Raw genomic sequence first — 26,935 nt, 5'->3', positions numbered from 1 at the left:
CACCAGAATGTACTCTCAAAATACATTTAAATCATCTTCCACTTCATTTGAAATCTATCTCTCTTCTGGAATTTACCTATGATTTTCAGCATTAACTCTTATTACATAAAATCCAGAAAGTTTCTTTATTGAAAAATTCTGGATTTGTATATTTTTTTAAAAATTATGTAATAAATAAGATTGATATTTGAGCAAAATACCAAACAATATAACTTCAAAATGAAATATCAATATTCTTTAATAGCACAACTCCATTCATTTAAACTTATATTTAATCTTTTTAATACCTTTCTCACAAAAGTCGCATGGTATTCCACTTCACTCCCATGATGACCCATGCGATATATTTTTCCACCCTGTTGTAAACGACTTACCTTTATTTCACTACCCTTGCCTTGCTCAATAACAACATGAAACGTTTGCTCCAATATTTTAAAAAACTTTTTGGATTTTATTCCACGATTAAACACAGTAATCTGATTATTATTCGAGGAGTCTGCATCAAATACTTGCTCATTGAAACTATTTTGAACAAAAATTTGCTCATAATCCTCATTATCTATAGTAATTTCATCATTAAAAATTTCAATTGTAGATTCTAGCACTGAATTACGTTGCTTTATCTTTTGTGCGGCTTTTGCATACCAATCAATAAATAAGGCATGAAATTTTCTTATCACATATAAATTAAAATCTAGCGCAACTTCGACTCCAACTAAATCCATCTTAGAAGAATTTAACCAAGGAGATTCTACAGGAGAGATTAAGCCATCTCTATTGACTCGAAGAACACGTCTATAAGTGGCATCCATACGAGATTGCTTAGTTGCTTGTACAGACATATCTTGTTGATCATAACCTATACATATACGTCCTAAGCCATCACCGAAAGTTTCCCATTGCCATAAAGCATATATTTTACCTTTTGGAGCACCAATCATGGCATATTGTTCATATTCAAGCGGTAATTCCAAGTCAATTATAGTATCTGCAGCTTTAAAATTTTTGACTAAGAGCCTACGCATTTCACGTAAATCAATCGCCAGGTTATTTATTTCATTTTCATATTTTTCAACATTATCGTATTTTGGAAGAATGTTTTTAAATCTTAAATCAATATGATTTAGAAAATATGTTGTCGCATATTCATCTTTTAATATTTTAGCAAATGTAATATCGGGCGAAATTCGAGCATTTACTAAATCACGTTCACTAATACCCTTTAAGAGTAAAGATCTATCACTTACTGGTTGTATGCGGCCATGCTGATACAAAGCAATGCCTCCATAACACCCCTCATTAAGGACATGCCAATACATTGATTTATAAAATGTATAAAGGCTATCTGAAAATAATGCTGGGCGAATTCAAACATGAGGTGCGACAGTTTCAAAAGCCATATGATAATCAACAAGCTGAGCAAATTTCTCTAATGGTGTAAGCCAATCTAACGCCTTTCTAGGACGAGTATTCAGTGACATGGCAACTTGATTTAAATAATGCTGATCTGCCTGATTTAAATCAATCCCTTTAGGTAAATATTGCCTAATTAAACCATTCATATTTTCGCATGTGCCTTTTTGCCAGGGTGAATGTGGGTCACAGAAATATACATCTATGCCTAAATCTTCTTCGAGTATTTTATGTTCTGACATCTCACGTCCACGGTCATAGGTCAACGTTTTACGCAGTTCTGCAGGTAAATATTTCAGAGCTTCAGTTAAAGCCTTGCGCACTGATTCTGCCTTTGCATCAGGTAATGTTGCCAAGATACAGAGCCGTGTATTTCGTTCAATAAGTGTTGCTATCGAACTTTTATTGTCTTTACCTTTAATTAAATCAGCTTCCCAATGACCCGGTATTTTTCTTTCTTGAACTTCGGCTGGGCGCTCATGAATAGTTTTAATATCCTGTAATATAGAATCTTTTTTAGGTTCACCGTTAGCTTTTCGCTTTTTATTTTCATGACGTAGACAGGATAATAAGTCTTTTTTCAACTCACCCTTGGGTAATGCTCGTATCGTTGAATAAATCGTTGTATGGCTTACATTCATTGTTTGATCCAAATCAGGAAATGTCTTTAAACGCTTTGCTATTTGCTGAGGAGACCATAAACAACGGATCGCTTCAACAATAAATTTCCAGAGGATTGAATCGATTTTGAGTTTTCTGTGACCACGTCTACGTCTAGCAAAAGTGTTATCAGAAGCATATTGAGCTTGATAAACGTCATTGATGCTATTTCTTTTAAGCTCACGATAGATCGTACTAGGATGTCTTTTAATAAGTTCAGCAAATTTTCTGGCTGAAAAGCCTTCTTTTCTTGACTCAAGCATTAATGCAGTACGATCTTCAAAGTTAAGATGATGGTATGACAATTTTCTCTGTACACGACAAATTTCACAGAACCCTTATCCTATCAGGATTCTGCCTTCTTAAAATTGCCAAAATTTCCTTAAACTCTTCTTTTTTCCCAAAACCAATTAAACGCTGAATCGCCATTTGAACATAGTCTAAACCATAGCGAAATAAACTCATTGAGAGTCGTCCATGCTTCTTTATTTTTATCGCTTTTTTTTGATCATGTTGCCATTCACCTGTTAAATAGCACCAACAGAAACCGATAGCTAGCACTGCTATCAATTTCTTGACTCGTCCAGGGTCTGTTAAACGAGTATTTTCAAGATTGAATCCACGTCCTTTGAGACAACTAAATAAGGTTTCGATTTCCCAGCGTAATGCATAATCACGAATAGCAGAAGCATTAAACATAGGAGAAACAACAAGTAAAAGTTCCCCATCTTCTAATCGTAGCGCACTAATATACAGTTTCACTCGACCAACCCAAATACGTCGTTTACGACATTCAGTTTGACCAACTTGAAGATGACGAAATAAATCACTAATTTTATGATTCCTGGCTAAGTGATTGGTCACAATAAAGTTTTTTTAACACGTATACAGAAGTTGATGTCATTTTCAATTAACCATGTAAACCATTTCTCACCGATAAATTCTCTGTCTGCGAACACATTCACAATACGGTCTTTACCAAAAATAGAGATAAAGCGTTGAATCAAAGCAATACGCTCTTTTGTATCTGAATTTCCACGTTTATTGAGCAATGTCCAAACAATAGGTATCGCTATTCCACGATAGACGATGGCTAACATCAAGATATTGATATCTCGTTTTCCCCATTTCCAATTGGTTCTATCTAAAGTCAGTTGCACTTTGTCGAATGAAAACATATTGAAAATCAACTGAGAAATTTGACGATAATCAAAATACTGACCTGCAAAGAAGCGTTGTATACGTCGATAAAATGATTGTGGTAAGCACTTGATGGGTAAGGCTTTAGATGCAGAAGAAAGATTACAGGTCTGTTTTACAATTAATGCAATCATAATCAGTGTAAAACATTTTACATGTGACTTGTTCCACTTTAGATATTTGTTTAAGATGAGATGTAACTCATTGAAATGTGTCATCATATTCGTCGTCAGAAAACAAGTATTATGCCATTATTTCAATGAGTTATCTATTTTTGTCGTGTACAGAGGACAATTTTATATACTCCATAAACCCTTTAAATTAATTAGGTGGTTTATGTCGCACTTCAAGTTTTACTCTGCCCTGCTTTATTAGATTCTTTAATAATTAAATTAATGTAACTTGCGAATACATTGAGAAAGCTATTTTGATATATATTGTAGTTATTAAACTTAGTTATAAATTTACCATAAAAATACTTTTGTCCTATAGTTTTAGAATAATTAAAATATCGATTTTTAATATCAAAACTAAAATTATTTTTAGATAGTAAAGTGGATGCAACCTTCTCATTGACACCCTCATAAGAATTATTTATTTCAATCAAACTTTTTAAGATTTTAACTAATTCAAGCCTATCACTATCATCAATATAAGAATAAAATTCATGATTTTTAGGAATTATTGAATAATTTAATGAGTGAATTTCATATTCAAAACTACTCATCAGATGTCTTTTATATTCTAATGGAATTGAACCCTGCTCATTTTTAAATCTTCGAGCACTATTAATACTGTTTTGTACAGAGTTTACAAACTCATCGAAGTCAAAGTCAAAAATTTGTTCATAAGTCTGCCATTCATGTTTATATATATTATTATCTAAACGTTTTTTATCATTAGATGTAATCAAACCTTCTTCATAAATCTCCTCAATTTTATCAATTATATACTGACATAAAACATTATCAATCACTAAATCGTCTTTATATTTTTGAATATGTTCAATATCCATTTCTGAAGTGTTATCAATAATAATTGCACTCATTGCATAATTCTTTTTCTCAACAGTAAATACCTGTTTTTCCATTGAAATTTTAAAAAAATTTTTACATTTATTAAATGTCATTATAAATCTAAAAATTACTTGTTCTACTACAGGTAGATCCATTTTACGTCTTTGATAAGCTAAATTATAGGATTGAATAAAATCTTTTAATAATGCACTTATAGCTCCAACTTTGGTATCGGTTGGTTGTGGATCTGGCAATGTTTCATTGATCTTATTTAAGAATCTGATAAATTCTTCATGGGTTTGAATTCCTTTAAAAGGTAAAGAAGTTTCAATGAAATCCATCACTGTCTTTACAGCTAATACATAATTATCTCTGATTACATTATATTCTTTTTCAACTCTAACATTAGTCAACCGTTGTTGATCTAGAATTTGCTTATTTCCTTGCTTGTTAATTTTCGATAAAATTGACTTTTTTTCCTCTTGCAACATTTTTATAGTTTTTTCATCATACTTATCATTTAAAATATTCAACTCTTTTTGCGAGTCATCTAACCTTACTTGTAAATTTTTGAGTACAACTTCGATTTTTTTGAATCCGACTTCATCTTTTTGCTTAGCATATTTTTTTAATTTAACTTCATAGTTTTTAATTTCTTTTTTGGTTCCTGATATCAAATTTGATAATTTTCTAAGATTATCCTTAGCAAAATTAATTTCCTCTTCAATTTTTTTCAATGACAAACTTAATTCAATCACTATTATTCCCCGACATAAGTTATTTATGATTTTTTGTTTCTAAATATAAGATTTAAACATAAAAATTTGTATTATTAAATAAGCATGTCTTTAAAAATTAGATAATTATTTTTTAGTTAAGATAAGTTTTGAGCAGCTGCAATATAAGAATCTTGATCATTTTAAGCACAACTTGTTATTTAATTAAGATAGAGAAAGTTTTTTTAAACAATTTTTTTCATAATTTGAGATCTGATAGCTCTCCCTCCCTGTAGAAAATTTTAAATATTTTTTAATGAACTGAAAAATTCTTTAGGTTCATGAATCATAATTTTGTTAATATAATAATTTATATATACAATGCATTGTAAATTAAAGGAAATTTCTAAAATATTTTTATGAACTAGATTTTAGGTGAACATAAGTTAAATAGCATATCCAAGACTGTAGCCTACGCAACCTCAGTTGGTGCTACAGCTCGACATCGTGAATCCCAGTAAAATTATATTCACGATGCCGAGTACGCTAATGAACATAATATACGTTATGCCGAAATCTACGCGCGCAACCGATCAATGTGATGATCTAACTTGATAAAAAACTGTTTGAGCTGATCTATTTCTCTATCGTTGTCTAATTCTGAATTTTGCAGTTGTTCCAGCACGATCTCCAGTAGATCGCGTATGTACACATAGTCAACCTTGGTTAAAACACCCTTTGATCTGTCATAGCTGACTGTTTTGTAAATGTGCTTCAAGTGTCATTTAAAATTTGGAGAAATTATTGATACAAATATTAGAATGAGTCTGCATTTACAGACTCATTCTCTGTCACTATGTATTACATAAAGTTGTATTGAAGCCTAACTACGGATGAACAATAATTTTTACAGCAGACTCATTATTGTGAATTAGTGTTTCAAAGCCTTTAGATACAAGATCATCTAATGCAATACGTTGGGTAATGAAAGGTTCCAGATTAATCTTACCTTGCTCGACTAAACGGATGGTTTCCTGATGGTCATTGACATAAGCAATCGTGCCACGAATATCGAGCTCTTTCATGACCACACTATGCACATTAATTGTGGCAGGATGGCTCCAAATCGAAACGATAACGACCACACCAGTTGGTTTCATCGCCGCCACCAGTGTATCCATGACTTTATTAACACTACTACATTCAAAAGCGACATCAACACCACTGTCTTCCGTAATTTTCATCACTTCAGCGACCACATCAACTTGTGATGGATCTAGCACATAATCTGCAACACCCGCTTCTATCGCTTTTTCTTTACGTTTTGCACTCAATTCAGTAATGATGACCGTGAGGCCTTTGGCCTTTAAAATGGCTGATAAGAGTAAACCTATTGGGCCTGCTCCACCAACCAGTGCGATATCGCCAGCTTTTGCACCACTTCGTACATAGGCATGATGACCGACAGACAAAGGTTCTATCAATGCTGCTTGGTCTAAGGGAATATCATTTGAAATAGGATGTACCCAACGTCGTTGCACCGCAATTTTTTCAGAAAGACCGCCACCACGTCCGCCTAAACCAATAAAGTTCATATTTTTTGATAAATGATACTTATCATTGGGGCCAGTCGGTACATCATCCGCAATAATGTAGGGTTCAACGACGACATGTTGCCCAATTTGGATATCATCTACACCCTCACCAACTGCATAAACCACGCCTGAAAATTCATGTCCCATTGTTACAGGTGCAGATTCTCCCGAAATTGGATGTGGATGACCACAAGGTGGAATAAAAATAGGGCCTTCCATGAATTCATGTAAATCTGTACCGCAAATACCGCACCATGCAACTTGAATTCCCACTGTGCCTGGAAGTACTTTCGGTTCAGGGATATCTTCAATTCGAATATCCCCTCGATCATAAAAACGAGCTGCTTTCATTCTGTATTCCTTATGTTGATATTAACGGTAAACCATTCCACCATCTGTCAAAATAGACTGACCTGTAATGTAGTTTGCATCCTCACTGGCTAAAAATGCAACTAATGCAGCCACGTCATCTGGTGTTTCAGCACGTCCTAAAGCAATACCATCTACATATTTTTTATACGTTTGACCAATTGGTGCACCTGTAATTTCAGAGAACCGCTGATCTATTTCGACCCACATGTCTGTGCCTACAACACCTGGGCAATAACTATTTACAGTAATTTCAGCACTGGCATATTCTTTAGCCGCTGCTTGCGTCAATGCACGAACTGCAAATTTAGTTGCCGAATAAACACCGAGTAAAGCAAAACCTTCATGACCTGCGATTGAGCAGGCATTAATAATTTTTCCCGCCTGTTGGCGTTGTTTAAATTTATTTGCTGCGGCTTGAATCCCCCAAAGTACACCACCGACATTGATGTTCATGATTTGGTTAAATTCATTCGGTGTTACTTCTGCTAAAGCTTTGACTTGTGCAATCCCTGCATTATTGATCATGATATCAAAGCCATTAAGTGTCGATTCGGCATGATCAATTGCATGACTGACTTGTATTGGATCTGAAATATCCGCAATAAATGTGGTGGTTTTTACGCCAAAGGCTTCGATCTCTTGTTGAACAGTATTTAACTTTTCTTGATGAAGATCGACCAATGCAATATGAACACCTTCTTGTGCCAAACGTAAGGCAATACCACGTCCAATTCCTTGTGCTGCACCCGTAATTAATGCAACTTTATTGTTTAAACCTCTAGGCATGTTGCGACTCCTTAAATATGAATTGCACGTTGCATTGCCGACAAGACCGACTCATGCATCGCCTCAGATAAAGTAGGATGAGGGAAAATGACCTGTGCTAAGCTTTCATCGGTCGCTTCTAGGTATTTTGCGATGGCAAAACCTTGGATGTGTTCGGTGACTTCATGTCCGACCATGTGAGCACCTAACAATTCACCCGTTTCCTGACTAAAAATGGTTTTAACAAATCCTGCGCTATTGCCCAAAGCCAATGCTTTACCATTGGCTTGTAAAGGGAACTTACCCACATTGATATTCAAGCCCGCAGCTTTCGCTTTCTGTTCTGTCAAACCAATACTGGCCACTTGAGGATGGGTAAAAATACAGCCTGGAATTTGTGTACGATCTAAAGCATGTACATGACTTAGGCCTGCAATTTTCTCCACACAAAGAATGGCTTCATGACTGGCTTTGTGTGCCAAACACGGTGCGCCTGCGACATCACCAATTGCATAAACGCCCACAACATTGGTTTTACAGCATGAGTCAACTTTGATAAAACCATTCTCAAGTTCAATGCCCAAAGCTTCTAGGCCCAGATTTTCAGCATTCGGTTTCACACCAATAGCTGAAAGCACTTTTTCGATGCTAATGATTTGCATACCTGCGGCAGTTTCAATATGACAATGCACTTGAGCCTGATCAGTTTCTATTTTTTTTACGGTCGCTTCGGTTAAAACCTGCATACCCTGCTGTTCAAATTGCTTTTGTACATACTTGGCAACTTCAATGTCTTCGCTAGGGAGAATCTGCTTTGCAATATCAACCAAGGTGACTTGGCAGCCTAAGTCTTGGTATAGGCTTGCAAACTCACTGCCTATAGCACCCGAACCAATGACCAGTAAAGATTTTGGTAATTGTTCTGGAACTAAAGCTTCTTTATAACTCCAGACCTGATCACCATCTACAGGAATATGAGGCAAATTGGCTGCACGTGCACCTGTTGCGACAATAATATGCGGTGCAGAAATCTGCTGTTTTTGACCATTTGCATCAATAAGTTCTAATTGCTCTTTGGCAATAAATTGGGCTGTTGCATTAAAAACAGTGATTTGATTCTTTTTCAATAATTGCCCGATACCTTGCACCAGTTGCTCAGAAACCTGTCTGCTATGACGGACCAGTTTTTGAATGTCAAAATCAACCGCGTTAAGCGTAAAGCCAAACTGCTCTGCATGTTTGAACTGCTGCGCAAGCGCAGCCCCGCTCAATAATGCCTTGGTTGGAATACATCCCCAATTAAGACATACTCCACCTAAGTGTTGTTTTTCAACGATTGCTGTTTTTAATCCCAGTTGCGCTGCGCGAATCGCAGCGACATATCCTCCAGGACCAGCACCAATAACCACAAGATCAAATTGTGTATCTGACATGGCTATTCCTCCTACACCAAAATTAATGCAGGATTTTCGACAAACTGCTTAAATGCCGATAGGAATTGAGCACCCAACGCACCATCAATGACACGATGATCACAAGACAATGTTGCTGTCACCATTTGACGAACAACAATCTCATCATTTTCGACGACCGCACGTTTCTCTGCTGCACCTAGGGCCAGAATTGCACCTTGAGGTGGGTTAATAATGGCATCAAACTGTTGAATACCAAGCATTCCCAAATTGGAAATGCTGAAACTGCCGCCTTGAAACTCATCAGGTGCTAATTTTCCAGTTTTGGCACGTGTCGCCAGATCACGCATATCATTGGAAATTTGCGCCAAAGATTTACGGTTCGCTGCTTTGATAATTGGCGTGATCAGTCCGTTTTCAATGGCCACAGCAACCGAAATATCAGCCTGTTCAAACTGTAAAATTTGCTGATTTTCTTCATCAAACTGAACATTGACCTGTGGAACTTTGATCAGTGCAGCAGCAGCAGCTTTAATCAGCATATCGTTAATGGACAGTTTGACTTGCGGTACAGAACTGTTAATTTGCTGACGCAAAGCCTGAACTGACTCAACATTTAAGTCTATCGTTAAGCGAAAATGTGGAGCATTGCGTTTTGCTGCTTGTAGCCGTGCAGCGATAGCTTTACGCATACCATTCATAGCCACGGTGGTGAATTTTGCGGACTCTGTCGGATGCGCATGCTCAGTATGTTGAGCTTGTACAGGGTTTTCCCGTTGATAGACTGCTTCAACATCTTCCTTACAGACTCGTCCACGTGAACCCGATGCACGACAATCATGTAAATTAATACCCCATTGTTTTGCCAAACGGCGGGCAACAGGTGTCGCTAGAACATAACTGTCATCTGCTTTAGATTTCGTGGCTTTCGTACTGGCTTGATGACGTACATCTGGCCAAGAACCACCAGCAACTTTAACTGCGGCCTGAATATCTTGAACACTGATACGGCTTTCACGTCCAGAACCCGTAATCTTAGCCAAGTTCACATTATGCTTTTCAGCCAATTTCAAGGCATGTGGCGTTGCAAAAATATCATCGCTTTGTTGGAAGCCTTGTAACGTAGCAGGAATTGAATATCCACCCTGAGCCACAACTTTTGATGCATGACCAACACTGTTCTGTTTAGGCGTAGCTTGTACTTTGGTTTCAACTTGAGCCACAGCTACTTTTTCAGGAACCGCTGCTACCGCTTTATGTTCAGTTACAGCAGGTGTTCCACCTAAGGACTGTGCAAATGCTGCAACTTCTGCATCGGAAACTTGAGCGTCTGCACAAATTGCAATGACTCCACCTACAACAAGGGTGTCACCATCTTTAGCAATAATTTTTCGTAGCAAGCCATCAAAAGGTGCCTCCAATACATTGACGATTTTTGTGGTTTCAATTTCACAAATATCCTGTCCTTTACTAAATTGCGTACCTTCCTGAATTAGCCATTGGGCAATCGTGCCCTCTTCCATGGACAAACCCCATTTTGGGATTTCTAAGGTTTTAATTTCGCTCATCCTAAGCCTCCAACGTCTTACGTACAGCCTGTTCGATGCGTTCTACACTGGGTAGCCATTCTTTTTCTAATACTGGTGAAAATGGTACGGGTGAGTGTGGTGGAGTGACTAACTCGATTGGTGCTTTAAGATAATGAAAGCCTTTCTGTGCAATGAGTGCAGCCACATCATGTCCGAAACCACAACGCGCTGCAGATTCATCCACAATCACCACGCGGCCTGTTGAAGCCACTGACTCTAAAATACCGTCTTCATCTAATGGAGAAATGGTTCGAGGGTCAACCACTTCAACCGAAATGCCTTCTTTTGCGAGCTTATCAGCGACTTCATTGGCACGATGCACCATCAGGCTTAAGGCAATAATAGTAATATCAGTGCCTTCACGAGTGTAATTTGCGACACCAAAAGGAATGGTGTAAGCCTCATCTGGCACTTCACCTTTAATGTCATACAGCAATTTGTGTTCACAAAAGACCACTGGATCATCATCTCGAATGGCTTGAATCAACAACCCTTTCACATCATAGGCACTCGAAGGCACCACCACTTTTAAGCCTGGCACTGAGGCAAACACATTATATGGGGACTGAGAATGCTGTGCTGCGGCAGAAAATCCTGCACCGATCATGCCTCGTACGACGAGTGGTGCTTTGGCTTTGCCACCAAACATGTAGCGGAATTTAGCCGCTTGGTTATACAACATGTCATAACAAACGCCGTAAAAATCCATAAACATTAAATCAGCCACAGGTCTTAAACCCGTTGCAGCAGCACCCGCCGCCATACCAATAATCGCCGACTCTGTAATTGGGGTATCAATGACTCGCTCAGAACCAAATTCAGTCCATAAGCCTTTGGTCACGCCAAGCACACCGCCAAAACCTTCCAGTTTATTGTCATCCGTATTTTTACCACCATGCCCACCACGAACATCTTCACCGACCACAATGACACTTGGGTCTCGGCGCATTTCTAATTCAATTGCTTCTTTAATCGCATTTCGATAACTTTTATTTGGCATTTTTCTACTATTCCTTTAGTAAGAGACGTAAACATCAGTAAGTAGCTGAGAGACTTCTGGGTATTTAGCTGCACGTGCTTTTGCAACGGCATCGTCTACATTGGCTTTAGACTGGGCATCAATTGCATCCAGTTTGGCTTCCTCAATTTTGCCTTTGACTTTTTCACGGAATATCTTCAATGGATCTTTATGTTCTTTGACATAATCCAGTTCTTCTTTGGAACGAATAAGTCCCGGATCACCTTCAAAATGTCCATAAAAACGGTTGGTTACCGTTTCAATCACACTTGGACCTTCACCACGGCGGGCACGTTCAATGGCTTTTTGTGCAACTTCATACACAGCAAAAAAGTCTGTTCCGTCTACCTTTTCAGCAGGTAAGCCAAAACCTGCTGCTCGACCTGCAATATCTTTACTGCCTACGGCATAATCATGTGCAGTACCTTCACCAAAACCGTTATTTTCAAAAACAAAAATAACGGGAAGCTTCAGTACCACAGCCATATTAATGGCTTCAAAAGTTAAGCCCTGATTTGACCCACCATCACCCGTAAATGACAGACCAACACCACCATTCTTAAGTGTTTTGGCGCTTAAAGCTGCCCCAATCGCCAAAGGTGGGCCACCACCCACAATACCGTTTGCACCGAGCATGCCTTTATCTAAGTCCGCAATGTGCATTGAGCCGCCTTTACCACGACACAAACCATCATCTTTGCCAAAAATTTCTAACATCATGGCGTGAATGTCACAGCCCTTAGCAATACAATGACCATGCCCACGATGCGTTGATGTAATGAAGTCCTTATCTGTTAAATTTTCACAAATCCCGACTGCAACAGCCTCCTCACCGCTATATAAATGGATGAAACCGGGGATATCACCTGTATTATTTTCATCGTGAAGTCGATCCTCAAATTCACGAATGTCGCGCATTCTTTTGTATGCTGCTAGCAATTGCTCTTCCGTTAATTGCATATCTTTGTTCCTTATTAACTACGCTTAAAAGAAAATCCAAAAATGAAGGGTTGGATTTTTAAACCGTATATTTATATAAAGATATTTTTATTTAATTTCATATTAGACTAAAAAAATATAATGCATAAAAAGATGAGATAAATATTAAAAACAGAAGGTTATGAAATTAAAAATTTTTGTAAAATTTTACAATAGTTCAATCACATATGAAAACAAACCTTTAACCAACCTTTATTTTATATGATAAGTTTTTTGCACTGTTTTAATATTATTAATGCAACTCAAAGAGCTTATTTAATATCAGGATCTATATTAATTATTTTAAACGACGGAGTGTTTGAAATGGATTTAAATAACACAGTATTAATAGGAAAGAAGTTACGTGGCGCTGAAAAAATGGCACGTATTCCGGTTAAAGTTGTTCCAACGGAAACAACACCGAAAAAACCAGAATGGATTCGGACCAAAATTAGTCAACCTGAAGAAGTACAAATCATCAAGGATTTACTACGACAACAAAAACTACATACCGTTTGTGAAGAAGCGGCTTGCCCTAATTTGCCTCAATGCTTTAGCGGTGGAACTGCAACGTTTATGATCATGGGAGATATTTGTACCCGACGTTGTCCTTTTTGTGATGTTGCTCACGGTCGACCAAATGTATTGGATCTTAATGAGCCCAAGCATTTGGCTGAAACAGTGAAAAATCTAAAATTAAAATATGTTGTGATTACTTCTGTTGATCGGGATGATTTGAAAGATGGAGGAGCACAGCATTTTGCTGATTGTATTCGAGAAATTCGTGAAACCAGTCCAGAGACTTTGATTGAGATTTTGGTTCCTGATTTTCGTGGTCGTGCAGATCTTGCACTCAAGATTCTGAGCCAAAACCAACCCGATGTTTTTAATCATAATATTGAAACCGTTCCACGTCTATATAAAGCCATGCGACCGGGATCTAACTATCAGCACTCGTTGGATTTACTCCAGAAATTTAAACACTACTGTCCAGATATCCCAACCAAATGTGGTTTGATGGTCGGTTTGGGAGAGGTTGAGGCTGAGGTTATCGTGTTGTTAAATGATTTGAAAGATTATCAAGTTGACTATGTCACAATTGGTCAATACTTACAGCCATCCAAGTCTCACGCGCCAATTCATCGCTTTGTTACATTACAAGAGTTTAAGCATTATCAAACTCATGGAGAGCGCTTGGCGTTTAAAAACATTTGGAGTGCGCCATTGGTGAGATCAAGTTATTTTGCTGACCGTCAGTATTATGGCGAGTCTGTACCTGCCCCATATATACGTGAATGACTTTTCATTATTTACATGCTTCATTGATAAATATAACAGTTACGTTTATTAACATTTCAGGTGGAAATAGTCATTTTCAGCCCATAAGAACACTTTTAAAGTAATCTAAAGGTACAGAAAGCTAAATTGAGATGGTTTAATAAACCAAAGAAAAACAATTTTAAGCCTGAGCAAGAAAATGGCATGAATGACTATAATCTGAAAACTGATCTATAACGTTTAAAAATATTACAGTCTCATCATAAAGGAATATGATATGAACCTGTTCAATACCGCATCTGCAAAGAAGCTGCAAACAACCCATTTAATTAATCAAACTACTGTGCATGCTGCCCCTGTTTTAGCATTGCCTCAAGAAGATCAAACGTCTTTATTCCGCCGCTCTATTCAACATAATTATGCTGACTTACTCAAAATAGCGGATGATTCAGATATGGCGATTGGTCTTACAGATCATCACGGGACTCTCTTATGGACATGGAGTAGTTCAGCCATGCTTTCTTCTGCTGAACAAGTCCATTTTATTGAAGGCGGACATTGGTCTACACAGGCAGTTGGAACCAATGCAATTGGTATGACGTTAAACAGCCAAATTTCAAGCTGCGTATATTCTCATGAAAACCAAATGGACAGTGTTCGTGATTGGGTTTGTTATGCCGCACCGATTTGGGACCCAACATCAGGACAATTTCATGGCATTATTAACCTTTCCACAAAATACAAAAAACATACCCCTTTAGGGCTACTTGCCGTTGAACGCTGTTCAGACTTAATACAGCGGGCTATCAAATTTGAACAGCAAAATTTTTTATATATTAAAGCACTAGGTTCACCTTGGGTCCAATTTAATGGACATACATTGAACTTGAGTCACCGTCAAATTGAAATACTCTGTATTTTAGCCTTGCATCCTTATGGTATAGGTTTAGACGAATTACACTATGCCCTTTATGGTGAACGTAATGTTAGTATAAAAACCCTCAAAGCTGAGCTTTCACAACTTCGTAGCCTGCTTCCGCATTGCATTGAGGCACGTATTTATAAACTCACCTGCGAGGTTCAATGTGACTTTTTACGTGCTGAACACTCGTTGAATGCAAATCTTATTGCCAGTACGTTCTCGCTATATAAAGGGAGCTTTTTATCTAAATCAGAAAGTCCTTTACTCAGCACATGGAGGCATTGTTTTGATGCTCGTTTAAGCCAGTTGATTTATCAAATGGAAGATATAGATCAACTGCTACGAATTATTGGGCAGACACATGACCGGATTGATGCTGTACAACGTCTACTAGAATTGCTACCGCAGGACAGTATTCATCGTAACTATTTTCTAGATCTTATTTAGATCCAGTGGCTGACTTTAAATTTAATAAATACTAAGTTAAAAACTATATTCCCAAATCTGATCTTATTTTTTATTAAAGTTCGGCATCGTCAATATGTAAATTATATTCACAAGTTTAGAATGAGGGCGGATTCTTCCTAAAATCCTCTCCTTAGCCCTCTCCTTTAAAAAGGAGAAGGAACTTTCATTGTGATTTTAATACAGCTCAAAAAATGACTGATGCAAGAAAGCCATTAACTAAAAGCTGTATTTAATACTTGCCCCTACTGTTCGAGGTTGTGCAGCAGAGCCTGCATAAACACCATTTCCAGAATTAACCAAACCTAAATAATAATGTTTATCCAAGGCATTTTTTGCCCAAATAGATATATCGACGTCGTTTTTACCATGAGGAATACGAATACCTGTGGTTAAATTCAATACCCCATAACTTGGAATTTTAGAATAAATTGAATTATTTACATCTGAAAAAGTCTCTGAGCGCCAACCATAGTTAACTAAACTATAGTGCTGTGCATTGGCAAACACGTCATGCTGATGCTGAACAGTCAAATTTGCCGTCCAACGTGGCGCACCATTGACGCGATTGCCCGAAATATCACGGTAACCCTTGCCATAGCCGCTATCACTTGTCCCCCCGGCACCATTAAACTCTTCAAAAGGTGTCGGTGCTGTTCCCGAATCAAAAGTTGCATCCGTATATGCGGCATTGAAGTTTAGGGAAAATTGACGGTTCAGTTTCGCCTTTAAATCAATTTCGACACCTTGACTGGTCAAATCTCCAACGTTGGTCAACAGACCTAAAAACTGGTTGCCTAAAGCAATATTGGTGACAGCCTGATAGTCTTTAATTTTGGTATAAAAGGCGTTGATATTTGCATATAAGCGCTGATCTAACCATGTAGTTTTTAGTCCAATTTCAATGTTTTCGGCTTTTTCTGGGTCGATATTTAAAGCATCATTACCTAGAATAGCAGCAGGCGTGGCAACACTATTGATATTAAAGCCGCCTGATTTTTCCCCTGTAGAGAAAGTTGCGAAACCTAAAATATTAGGTTTAAACGCGTAACTTGCTGTCACCAACCCCGAAACACTGTTGTCTTTCCTTGATAAAGGCCCCGAATTAAATGCTTTAAATAAAGGGCTTAGTGATGCATAGATAATAGGCTCGACGTTATTTTGTTGAACTTCGCCACTTTTACGTTCGGAAGTTAAACGGAGTCCTGTGGTTAAATCAAACTTGTCTGTCGCATGCCATGTCGACTGTCCAAATAAAGCATAACTGTCAGTGGTTGAACGACCTGTCCCTGAGAGATAGGCATTGTTCGGATAGGCCGTTGTAAGTGCTGCTGCATCCGCCCCCGTACGATATGCATTGTTACTGCTAATATCTTGATAGAAATAATAACCCCCGACGACATAGTCGAAAGTATCACTGCTTGGTGAGGCTAGGCGGACTTCCTGAGAAAACTGATCTTGCTCAACTTCAAAGCCACCTGTAATACCATCTAAAGGGGTAAAGTCTAAATCATTCTTGGGTTTAAAATTCCAATCTCGCCATGCTGTAATTGAGGTTAGCTTAAAACCATTGTCAAACAACCAGTTGGCTTCTGCAGAAGCAGCACTTTGGTCTACTTTAGATTGCTGTTCGGCATCGAAGTCGACTTTATAATCATAGGGATTACGGTCAATATTTTTTGCACCGAGCAATTTAGCACGCTCTGCATAGGTTGTTGCATTTGAACCTGCTACGCCTAACGGTAAATAGCTGGCTGGATTTCCATTTGGATTCCAAGGTGCAAAGCTATAAGGCACCAAAGAACCTGTGCTTGAATCTTCGCGATTATGCTCAGCAATAATTCTTAGACTAAACGCATCGTCAGGTTTATATAAAAGTTGTCCTCTCGCACCAAAGCGATTAATTTCATTGAGATCTTCACCTGTATGAGTATTTTCAACCCAACCATCATCATGGGTTCCATAAGCCGATAATCGAACAGCTACAGTATCAGACAAAGGTTGGTTGATCGTCGCCTTCGCTTGTTTATAGCCACGCTCACCTACCGAAATTTCAGCACTCCCTTCTCGATCAAAAATGGGTTGCTTCGATGTAATATTTAAAACTCCTGCTGTGGTGTTTTTACCAAATAGAGTTCCTTGTGGCCCACGCAGTAAATCAATTTGTTCAATATCTAATAGGTCAAATACCGCTTGTCCCGGTCGCCCTAAATAAACATTATCCAAGTAAATCCCTACACTGCCTTCCAAGCCTTCATTGGCAGTATTATTGCCAATCCCTCGCACAGCCACACTAGATTGTCGCGCATGAATAAATTGTGAGGTGAAGTTAGGCAGTTGTTGTTGTAAATCTTGTACCTGATAAATCTTGGCTTCTTCAAGCTGTTTACCTTTCAGCACGGTAATCGGTGCTGGAACTTTTTGTTCACTTTCCACCCGTCTACGGGCAGTAACTGTAACTGTTTCAAGCTGAATCGCATCTACATTTTGCTCACTGGCTTTTAGATGTTCAATGTCAGTCTGTGATTCTTCTGCATAAAGGCATTGTGATGCTGCCGCGATTGCAACAGACAGTGTGGTGAATATAAATGGTCTTGATGCGACCACGCGAAATCTTGCTACTTTCAATGTGTTTAAACTCATGATTTACCCCGAAAAAATTGTGTTTTAAGTGCATGTACTGTGAAAACGGGCCATTTTAGAAGTCAAAAACTGCTCTTACTTTTCGATTGAAAAATAATATTTAAATGATCCAATAACGTTTTTTGAGTATCTAAGCGAATCAACATCGCTCAAGTTGTATGTGCTTTTGTAACCGTTCAATTGAATAGTTGAAGAAAAATAATATTTCGACACTCATTGTTTTAAGACCTCGAAATGACTGTGCTTAACTTTGGCAATGTCTTTTGGATAAAAATACAAAGCAGCGACCAATAACCCTAGTGCAACTATTCCACTGATGATTGGAAGCACTGTAAGTGCAGCAGAGATGCCATAGGCATCAGAAATCAAACCAGCAATAAATGGCCCCGGGATTGAACCTAATAAGTGGATCGTCATCACAGAAGTTGTTCCTGACAAAGTCCGGGCAGAGACAGGAACTAACTCTTGGGTCAAGCTCAATGGGCCAGAACTGCAAAAACTTAAAACTGCCCCTGCCAAAACGATCAGACCAAATTGCAGTTTTAAATCTGTCAAAAATCCAAAAGCAATTGCATAAAATACTGTAGCTAAAGCATAGCCAACCAGTGAAACATAGAATTTTGCTTTAAAAAAACGTTGTGTCAGGTGATCTAAAACCCAACCACCGAGCGGCAAAGTAAGAATACCCACCAGTAAAAATGCACTGGTCATGAGCGAGGCTTGCGCCAATTCTAAATGATGCACACGGTGTAAATAACTTGGCAAAAAGAACACCACAGGAATCCACTGTAAGGTAACGACCGCCATAGTGACATAAGTGAGTAACAACGAAGGCGTGTGCCGAATCGCGTTCCAATTCTGTTTGATCAAGGTCCAGCGAGACGGCACAGAAGAAGCTAAAGATATTTCTGAATGAGACGTTCCAGATTGAGCCTGCTTGGTTTGTACAACATGTTCATGAACTAAAACACTTTGATAATCACGACCACGATACAACAGAAATGCAACAACTATTCCTGGAATTGCGAGCAACCCTAACGCATGTCTCCAACCATAATGCTGTGCCACATACCCACCGAAGGCAATACCGACCGCCATACCAATCGGTTGACTGGCAGAAAAGATACCGAGTGCTAGTTGTAATCGACGGCGTGGAAATGCGGTACTTATCCACGAGTATGAAGCTGGGGCATACGCCGCTTCACCGATACCCACAAATAAACGTGTGGTAGCTAAGTGAGAAAAGCTAGAGCTGAATGCACCTAAAGCGGACGCAATACCCCAGAATATCCCCATCAAACTGGCAACTTTAATGCGTCCATAGCGTTCAATTAGCATGGATACTGGAAAAGCAAACAAAACCATGCCCAAAGTCAAAATAGAACTCAGTAAACCTGCCTGTGCATCACTAATACCCCAGTCTTTTTGTATATATGGCAAAATACTGGCAATAATCATCCGATCAGCAAAGTCAAAAACCATCAATAAACATAGTAGAAAAAAGACTTTCGCTGTGACTTTGCGTCCAAACAAATAGTCGAGAGTGGGTTGCTCAACTTTAGCAAATTCGGCGGGTTCTACGTCCACATGTTTAAGGTTAAGCTGCGTCATGATATTGGCTCCGTGGACGGGTTAAACCTAAGTGTTCACGTAAGGTAGTACCTTCATATTCTTGTCTAAACAGGCCACGGCGCTGTAACTCAGGAATCACCTGTTCGACAAAGTCGGTTAAACCAATGGGAAATGTCGGAGCTAGAATATTAAAACCATCGGCTGCACCATTGTTAAACCAATGTTCAAGCTCATCTGCAACTTGAACTGGTGTGCCTATCAGAATTTTATGACCTCTCGCCCCTGCGACTTTTTTATAGAGCTGGCGAATGGTTAAATTTTCTGCACGGGCTAAATCAAGCAATAATTGCTGACGGCTCTGCCAACCTTCTGTCACGGGAAAATCAGGCACAGGATCATCCAAAGAATATTTTTCCCAGTCAATATTGCCTAAAAATGCAGACAGCAAACCAACACCGACAACTGGATCAATTAAAGATTGTAATTGTTCAAATTTTTCCAGTGCTTGCTCATACGTTTCTGCAACAATTGGCATGATACCCGGCATGACTTTAATACTGTCTGGATCACGACCAAAAGCAGCCGCGCGTGCTTTGATATCATGATAAAAAGCCTGAGCACCTTCTAAAGTTTGCTGTGCTGTAAACACAACTTCAGCAGTCTCTGCTGCTAGGTGGCGGCCATCTTCCGAGGAACCTGCTTGTACAATGACAGGATAACCTTGTACTGGTCGTGCAGATTGTAATGGTCCTGCAACTGAATAAAACTCACCTTGATGATTGAGATAATGCAATTTGCTTGCATCAAAAAAATTACCTGATGTTTGGTCAAATAAATAGGCATCATCATCAAAACTATCCCATAAACCTTTGACCACATCGACATATTCACGTGCACGCAAATAGCGTTCTGTATGTTTGTTTTGCTCAGTTAAATTAAAATTTTTAGCTTCAAAGTCGGTGCCTGAAGTCACTAAATTCCAACCTGTGCGCCCATGGCTAATGTGATCCAAAGACGCAAACAAACGGGCTAAATGAAACGGTGCTAAGTATGAAGTTGAGATCGTGCTAATTAAGCCAATTTTCTCAGTGACTTGAGACAGTACCGATAAAACAGTTAGAGGTTCCCAATAGTATGCAGGCGCTCCTTTAGCCAATAAATGCGGTGCAGCTTGTGGCCAACCTAGACCATCTGCAAAAAAAATAGCATCAAATTTGCCTTGCTCTGCAATTTTTGCCAAATTCTTTAAATGTTCTAGGCTTGTCACGTCTTCAGGATTCACCTCTGGATGTCGCCAAGCAGCTAGATGATGCCCCACACTCTGTAAAAATGCCCCTAATTTTATTTGTCGCTTTGATTCACTCATATTTTTCTCACATAATTGAGCTTACTTAAATTACAAATTTTCAAATTTCTTGATCGTTTTTTGATATTTGATAATAAGAATTTAAGTAAACGATGTCGTTCACTTATGTTTTTAAAATAAGAGAAATAGTTTTAAATCAAAAATAATTAATCGGGATAATGTTATTCATTGTTCATATATAGTTTTGTTGAATGATTATACGAACAGAGATTGATTATTCTTTTAATTGTCTTTTTAATAGAACCTTTAGACGACATATCAAAAAGCCAGCTAGATGACAAATGATTGTACAAAATTAAAAAAGGTATTGACGGGACGCCCGACACGACAAGATTCTGAGGCATTGCATGAACACTTATTAAATATCGCCTCTGTTTATTTTTTAGAACATGGTTTCCAAGCCAGTAGTATTGAAGGAATCGCTAAAAAAGCACAGGTTTCCAAACTGACGATTTATAGACAATATCAAAATAAAACCAACTTATTTATTGCCGTGATTCAAGCAGGGGTTGAACAATATATAGCTGATATTCGTGATTGGTCTAGAAATAAAACAGTGGATGCCGAAAGTTTATATGAACTGGGCATGTTTATTGCGACACGCTGGTTTTCTTTGGAGAATATACGGTTGCTACGGATGACAATTCCTGAAGTACAACGGATTCAAGAATTATCAGATATGATCAACGCCCTGATGATGCAAAGCCGTCAACCTGTCGAAGAATTCTTAGCTAAACTCAATCAACAGAAAGGCTATCATATTAAAAATCTCGGGATGGCAACCATTCAATTTATTCAGTTGTGTGTTTTTGGACATTATTATTTGCTTCGAGATGAGTCTTATTTACCAAATACAGAGCTATTGCACGAAAACGTGCAAAATACAGTGCACCTATTTTTGAATGGTTATCGCACTGTTTAAAATATTGTGATTCTATTTGAAATAAAAACAATATGCAGTCCCTCAATAGAAGCGAAACTGCATTTCATTATTTAGGCTGTGCTATTACCACTCAATTTCATTGCCCTGAAAGTCGACAAATCGCTGTTCGTTTTTACCCATAAAATTTTCAATCACAGCAACCATGCCCGTGGTACTTTGTTTCACACTGATAGGAGCATGACTTCCGCCCATTTCAGTTTGAACCCAACCAGGGTGTAAATTGAGTACACCCATCTGAGCAGGAATGGCTTCATTTACTGCAAAGCCACGTGTAAGACTGTTCAAAGCCGCCTTGCTCGCACGATACAGTTCCATGTTTCCATCATCGTTTAAAGTTACACTTCCCATACGAGAGCTCATAAATGCAATCACACTCTTTTCAGCCATTAAAGGAAGAAGCTTTCTTGCAACTGTCACAGGCGCAATGCTATTTACCCAAAATAGATGAGAAATTTCATTTGGTGTACAACTCTCAACATGTTGATGTTCCGGCCCTAAAATACCCGCCGAAACCAACAGTAAATTGATTGATTTTTCATGATATTGGCGGGTTAAAGACTCAACTGTTTGCACATGGTTTAAATTCACTTCGACCAGTTCAAGCTTGTCTGCAAACTCAATGAGCAATTGATTCAATTCTGTAGAGACTTGGTTTATATCTCGAATGGTCGCTATAACTTCCCAATGCTGATTCAGTAATTCACGAACTAAACCTAAACCAATCCCTCTTGAAGCACCAACTACAATTGCACGTTTATTCGCATTCAACATAATATGTTCCTATTCACTTTATGAACCGTCTAGAAAATATCTAAAAAGCAGATGTATAGCATCTTTTTTAGTCATAAACGACAACAATATACAAGTCTAAAGGACATCCAGTTTTCTCTCTATGGATCTCCATCTAAGGCTTTATTTTTTACATGAATTATCAACATCATTGCAATCTTTATTCAAATAAACTCAAATGCCCTTTTATCGTTTTTGTATTTAAAATATCTTCTGCAATTCAACTGGAATGCCATTCAGTGCAGCATTGCCCGACAAAGCATCAATGAATTGGTGATCTGTGATGTCGTTGACGCTAATACCCGGATTAGATGAAGCAACTGAGAGCTGCATGCCTTTGCGATGATGTCCCCAACCGTGCGGTAGACTCACTACATTTGGCATAATATCTTCAGTAATTGCAACGGTGACTCTTAAAGCACCAACTTCACTGCAAATATATACTTGCTCGCCCTGAGTAATGCGATAGTCATTTGCTGTTTGTGGGTGAATAAATAAATCGCAACGGTTTTTACCTTTTACCAAGCGCTGACTGTTATGCATCCATGAATTATTGGTACGTAAGTCGCGTCGACCAATGAGTGTCAATTTTTGAAGATGTTCATGTCTTTTGACGTAGTCGTGTAGTCGGTCGAGATCATCCAAAAATTGCTTTGGGAAAAGTTGGATTTTTTTATCTTTCGTAAACAATTTATTAGGAATACGTGGCTCTAAAGGCCCTAAGTCCATACCATGTTTATATTTTTTTAGCTTTTCTAAAGTAAGACCTTCGCCTGTGATAAAACTTTTAAACCCACCACCATAACGGCCATGTCGCAAGCCCAAATCAATCACACGTTCGATTGTCATCAGCGATTTAATCTGATGCATTGGTTTCATTTTCAACTTGGTGATAGCGGTTTGCTTTCTTGCCTTTAATTCTTCCATGCGATGTGTGAGAGCAATATAAATTTGTGCATCTGAGCGCATAAAACTTTTTTTCTTAAACAGTGGTTCAGAATATCGAGTGACATTACGAACAGCCAAATTGGTAAACACTAAATCATATAGCGCATGTTCAAATGGTCCACATGGCGGCAGAATAATATCGGCATACTTTGTTGTCTCATTCATATAGAAATCAATGGCGACCATAAACTCAAGATTCGCCAAAGCCTGCTCCAAACGGGTACCATTCGGCGTAGAAATCACGGGGTTCCCAGCAGTCACCACAAATGCTTTGACCTGACCTTCTCCCGGTGTCAGCATTTCATCCGCCAAAGTTGCGGAAGGAAGTTCACGATTAAATTCTGGAAGTTTGCGTACACGACTATGAAAACTAGCAAAACTACCTCGACCTGCAATATCTGTCATATCAATTGCTGGCGTTGTAAACATCATCCCACCTGCCCGATCTAAATTCCCTGTGATGATATTAAGAAGCTGAATGAGCCAATGATTGAGTGCACCAAACTCTTGAGCTGCAATCCCCATTCGACCATAACATACAGATTTGTCCGCACTTGCAAACGCTACAGCGATACGTTCGATTTCGGTGACAGGAATATGCGTTAGCTCAGCAATTGTGGTCAGTGGAATGCGACTCACTAAATTTTGAATATCTTCAATTTTTCCATTGAGTGGCAGTCTTGACTGGACTTGAACCAAGCCTTTAGCAAAAATAACCTGAATCAACCCGAGTAAAAAAAGTGCATCACTACCAGGTTTAATAAAATGATGTTCACTGGCGTATCGGGCAGATTCTGTACGCCGTGGATCAATCAATACCAATTTTCCACCGCGTGTCTTAATACGATCCAGCCGTCCTAAAATATCACCTGCAGTCATCAAGCTCCCATTGGATGCAGCAGGGTTTGCACCAAGCATGAGCATATAGTCTGTGCGATCAATATCTGGGATCGTAAAATTCATGCTATGGCCATACATCAAATATGACGTCAACATATGTGGCATCTGATCTAGGCTTGAGGCTGAATACATATTTTTTGATGCCAGTACTTTTTTAAAGGGTCCAATGTTCATCATGACTTCAATATTATGTGAGGTTGGATTGCCCCAGTAGCCCGCGACAGCATCATTACCATGTTTTTTCTGAACATCCACAAGGCGCTGTGCGACTTCTTCAAGCGCATCCTCCCAATCTATATCTACCCATTGGTCACCAATACGTTTTTTTGGTGTTTTCAAACGATCGGGATCATTATGTAGATCTTGTAGGGCATATCCTTTCGGACAGATATGCCCATCACTATGTGTATCTTGTGGGTCACCCGCAATCGAAATAATCTTTTCACCTTGATATTTGACCACAATGCCGCACATCGCCTCACATAATGTACATGTACGATGATGTGTCTGAATCGGCTTTGAAGCATCGTAAACTTTGATTGTTGCAACGACGTCATTATTCGTGTTGGCTTTAGCAATCTGTTCTCGATTCGTCGATTGCACATGAATCATCTCTTGCAAATCAATCAACTTACGACGTGGACGACCCACTGAACGACCCAGTTTTAGTTCTTGTATGTCTACAGCAATCCAGTCTGCAAATGTAAAAAAGTTGATTTTGTTCTGACTCAAGTACTTTTTAAGTGACATGACCTCCATTGCCTGTGTTTCACTGCTGGGATGCTCCAAACTTCCAAGCACTGAGTCCCTAGTTTCTAAGCTCCTAACTTCTAAGTCCTCAGATTTGAAGTCCTTGCTATGTAAATCAGCCACAAGCGTTTTTACCGTATGCACAGCACATTGCTTATTGGTTCCAATCACACCACTAGCACCACGCTTAATCCAACCAGCAACATATTCTTTTTCAGATAAATCACCATTGGGCAGTAGCGCTCTGCCTTCGTAATGTGCAATGGTGCCACGCACCTCATCAAATTTTAAGCCCTGTATTGCTTTGCCCTGATACCCTGTCGCAGTCACGATCAGACCAGTTTCCAGTGTCTGACTTTCTCCCGTGGCTTCAACGATAAGGTTTTGTTCAGCATCTAACGTGACTTTATTCATCCCAATACTTAAACCTTGTACGCCTTGATCAGTATGTATCACAGCTTCTGGGTTGGCATTGAAAATGAAACGGATGGTTTTCTCTGCTTGAACTTCTCGTTTGAGAATGCTACGCAGCAAAATCATATTTTCTTTGGCTTCACTGTATTCTGGCAGATCCAACATCACCTCAATTGCTGGATCTAAATCAAGATCTTGAGGATTGACCTCAAGACAAATGCCTTGATGATCAATCAATTGGCGTAACTCTTTGGGCGTAAATGCCGCCTGCGCAGGACCTTTACGTGCAATAATATTGACATTTTTAATGCCACTTTCAGCAATCATTTGCAAAGCATGATCAGCAATATCTGTTTGATGTAACTCTTCAACAGGTAGGCATACAATACGCGCAATATCCAGTGCGACATTTCCCATACCAATGATAGAGATATGCGAATGCTTTAACTGCGGTGCTAGATTTATTTGCTCAGGATGACCATTATACCAACCAACAAACGCCGCAGAACCATAAACACCTGTGACTGAACCACCTTGAATGGCTAAAGGCTTACTGGATGATCCACCTGTGGTATAAATCACGGCATCATAATTTTTTAGCAAGGTATCTCGATCAATATCTTTACCAACTTCAACATTGCCGTAGAATTTTAAATTTGAATACTGTTGGAAAAGCCGCGTAAAGTTTTCCGTAACAGATTTGATTTCAGGATGATCAGGAGCAACACCAAAGCGTACCAATCCAAAAGGTGTCGGTAATTTTTCAATCAGATCAACCGTTGCCTCAGGATACTGCTTGAGTAAAGCTTCACTGGCAAAAAAACCTGAAGGTCCTGCACCAATAATGGCAAAACGCTTGTTTGGTAATGTGGACTTTTGAGTCGCATTTGCTTCTGCTATTCGATGTTCAGCATCCACTTTACGTTCAGTAATGATCGGATGACGCTTAGATTCAATGGCATTGATTTGAATATATTGAATTTGATCTTTAGGGACGGATGCTTCGGGATAAATTGCATGTGTAGGACATTCGGTCAAACAGGCATTACAACTGATACACACATCTGGGTCGATAAACAGCATTTCATCGCCTTCACGAAACGCATTTACAGGACATACATCTACACATCCCGTGTGTTTTGCACCAATACATGCATCCGTAATTATATATGCCATCTTGCAATACCTATTGTCATCCATTTAAACCCTTA

18 protein-coding genes are annotated in these 26,935 nt (G+C 38.7%); 3 read left to right on the top strand and 15 right to left on the bottom strand.

Annotated elements, in window-relative coordinates; translation table 11 throughout:
- Positions 1 to 227: 227 nt before the first annotated feature.
- From ACZ8ZH_RS08985 to ACZ8ZH_RS08940, 10 genes are all read right to left on the bottom strand, one after another.
- Positions 228 to 1,274, bottom strand: coding sequence for a hypothetical protein (locus ACZ8ZH_RS08985; RefSeq protein ID WP_470247912.1), 1,047 nt, complete (start codon positions 1,272 to 1,274; stop codon positions 228 to 230).
- Positions 1,275 to 1,367: 93 nt separating this feature from the next.
- Positions 1,368 to 2,378 (bottom strand): IS30-like element ISAba125 family transposase, encoded by a 1,011-nt coding sequence (locus tag ACZ8ZH_RS08980; protein ID WP_001993940.1) that lies wholly within the window; start codon positions 2,376 to 2,378, stop codon positions 1,368 to 1,370.
- A 22-nt stretch (positions 2,379 to 2,400) separates the two neighbouring features.
- A protein-coding gene (locus ACZ8ZH_RS08975) for an IS4 family transposase (protein ID WP_470247926.1) occupies positions 2,401 to 3,491 on the bottom strand; the annotation gives its coding sequence in 2 pieces (ribosomal slippage) (positions 2,401 to 2,951 and positions 2,951 to 3,491; 1,092 coding nt in all).
- A 128-nt stretch (positions 3,492 to 3,619) separates the two neighbouring features.
- A complete protein-coding gene (locus ACZ8ZH_RS08970) occupies positions 3,620 to 5,047 on the bottom strand; it encodes a hypothetical protein (protein ID WP_470247911.1) in 1,428 nt (475 codons plus the stop codon).
- An 845-nt stretch (positions 5,048 to 5,892) separates the two neighbouring features.
- Positions 5,893 to 6,951: a 2,3-butanediol dehydrogenase gene (locus tag ACZ8ZH_RS08965; protein WP_119063979.1), complete on the bottom strand. Its 1,059-nt coding sequence runs from the start codon at positions 6,949 to 6,951 to the stop codon at positions 5,893 to 5,895.
- A 21-nt stretch (positions 6,952 to 6,972) separates the two neighbouring features.
- Positions 6,973 to 7,758 (bottom strand): acetoin reductase, encoded by a 786-nt coding sequence (locus ACZ8ZH_RS08960; protein ID WP_119063978.1) that lies wholly within the window; start codon positions 7,756 to 7,758, stop codon positions 6,973 to 6,975.
- Positions 7,759 to 7,769: 11 nt separating this feature from the next.
- Positions 7,770 to 9,170 carry a dihydrolipoyl dehydrogenase gene (gene lpdA, locus ACZ8ZH_RS08955; protein WP_119063977.1) on the bottom strand — a complete coding sequence of 467 codons (1,401 nt, stop codon included), beginning with the start codon at positions 9,168 to 9,170 and terminating at the stop codon, positions 7,770 to 7,772.
- An 11-nt stretch (positions 9,171 to 9,181) separates the two neighbouring features.
- On the bottom strand, positions 9,182 to 10,717 hold the full coding sequence (locus ACZ8ZH_RS08950) for a 2-oxo acid dehydrogenase subunit E2 (RefSeq protein ID WP_119063976.1): 1,536 nt from the start codon (positions 10,715 to 10,717) through the stop codon (positions 9,182 to 9,184).
- A 1-nt stretch (position 10,718) separates the two neighbouring features.
- Positions 10,719 to 11,738: an alpha-ketoacid dehydrogenase subunit beta gene (locus ACZ8ZH_RS08945; protein ID WP_004979604.1), complete on the bottom strand. Its 1,020-nt coding sequence runs from the start codon at positions 11,736 to 11,738 to the stop codon at positions 10,719 to 10,721.
- A 15-nt stretch (positions 11,739 to 11,753) separates the two neighbouring features.
- A complete protein-coding gene (locus ACZ8ZH_RS08940) occupies positions 11,754 to 12,716 on the bottom strand; it encodes a thiamine pyrophosphate-dependent dehydrogenase E1 component subunit alpha (protein WP_119063975.1) in 963 nt (320 codons plus the stop codon).
- A 342-nt stretch (positions 12,717 to 13,058) separates the two neighbouring features.
- Here ACZ8ZH_RS08940 and lipA point away from each other — a divergent pair, with 342 nt between their 5' ends.
- Positions 13,059 to 14,033, top strand: a complete 975-nt coding sequence (lipA, locus tag ACZ8ZH_RS08935) for a lipoyl synthase (protein ID WP_119063974.1) — start codon at positions 13,059 to 13,061, stop codon at positions 14,031 to 14,033.
- Positions 14,034 to 14,289: 256 nt separating this feature from the next.
- Positions 14,290 to 15,381 carry a sigma-54-dependent transcriptional regulator family protein gene (locus tag ACZ8ZH_RS08930; protein WP_119063973.1) on the top strand — a complete coding sequence of 364 codons (1,092 nt, stop codon included), beginning with the start codon at positions 14,290 to 14,292 and terminating at the stop codon, positions 15,379 to 15,381.
- Positions 15,382 to 15,618: 237 nt separating this feature from the next.
- Here the strand turns inward: ACZ8ZH_RS08930 and ACZ8ZH_RS08925 are convergent, their stop codons facing one another.
- The 3 genes from ACZ8ZH_RS08925 to ACZ8ZH_RS08915 form a co-directional block, all read right to left on the bottom strand.
- Positions 15,619 to 18,042, bottom strand: coding sequence for a TonB-dependent receptor (locus ACZ8ZH_RS08925; protein WP_119063972.1), 2,424 nt, complete (start codon positions 18,040 to 18,042; stop codon positions 15,619 to 15,621).
- A 213-nt stretch (positions 18,043 to 18,255) separates the two neighbouring features.
- Positions 18,256 to 19,653, bottom strand: a complete 1,398-nt coding sequence (locus ACZ8ZH_RS08920; protein WP_119063971.1) for an MFS transporter — start codon at positions 19,651 to 19,653, stop codon at positions 18,256 to 18,258.
- Positions 19,640 to 20,980, bottom strand: coding sequence for an LLM class flavin-dependent oxidoreductase (locus ACZ8ZH_RS08915; RefSeq protein ID WP_119063970.1), 1,341 nt, complete (start codon positions 20,978 to 20,980; stop codon positions 19,640 to 19,642). Before ACZ8ZH_RS08915 ends, ACZ8ZH_RS08920 begins: the two co-directional genes overlap by 14 nt.
- Before the next feature lie 274 nt (positions 20,981 to 21,254).
- On the opposite strand from ACZ8ZH_RS08915, the gene ACZ8ZH_RS08910 reads away from it, so the two are divergent.
- Positions 21,255 to 21,902 carry a TetR/AcrR family transcriptional regulator gene (locus ACZ8ZH_RS08910; protein ID WP_086210522.1) on the top strand — a complete coding sequence of 216 codons (648 nt, stop codon included), beginning with the start codon at positions 21,255 to 21,257 and terminating at the stop codon, positions 21,900 to 21,902.
- An 84-nt stretch (positions 21,903 to 21,986) separates the two neighbouring features.
- On the opposite strand, the gene ACZ8ZH_RS08905 is transcribed toward ACZ8ZH_RS08910, so the two are convergent.
- Positions 21,987 to 22,694, bottom strand: coding sequence for an SDR family oxidoreductase (locus ACZ8ZH_RS08905; protein WP_171405802.1), 708 nt, complete (start codon positions 22,692 to 22,694; stop codon positions 21,987 to 21,989).
- A 219-nt stretch (positions 22,695 to 22,913) separates the two neighbouring features.
- The gene (locus tag ACZ8ZH_RS08900) at positions 22,914 to 26,900 is read right to left on the bottom strand and encodes a molybdopterin-dependent oxidoreductase (protein WP_119063969.1); all 3,987 of its coding nucleotides are present in this window, start codon (positions 26,898 to 26,900) and stop codon (positions 22,914 to 22,916) included.
- Positions 26,901 to 26,935 lie beyond the last annotated feature (35 nt).

The sequence above is a fragment of the Acinetobacter sp. SW-226 genome (assembly GCF_055632855.1).
The sequence above is the reverse complement of the archived record's forward strand: the minus strand, read 5'-3'. Positions and strand labels throughout refer to the sequence as shown.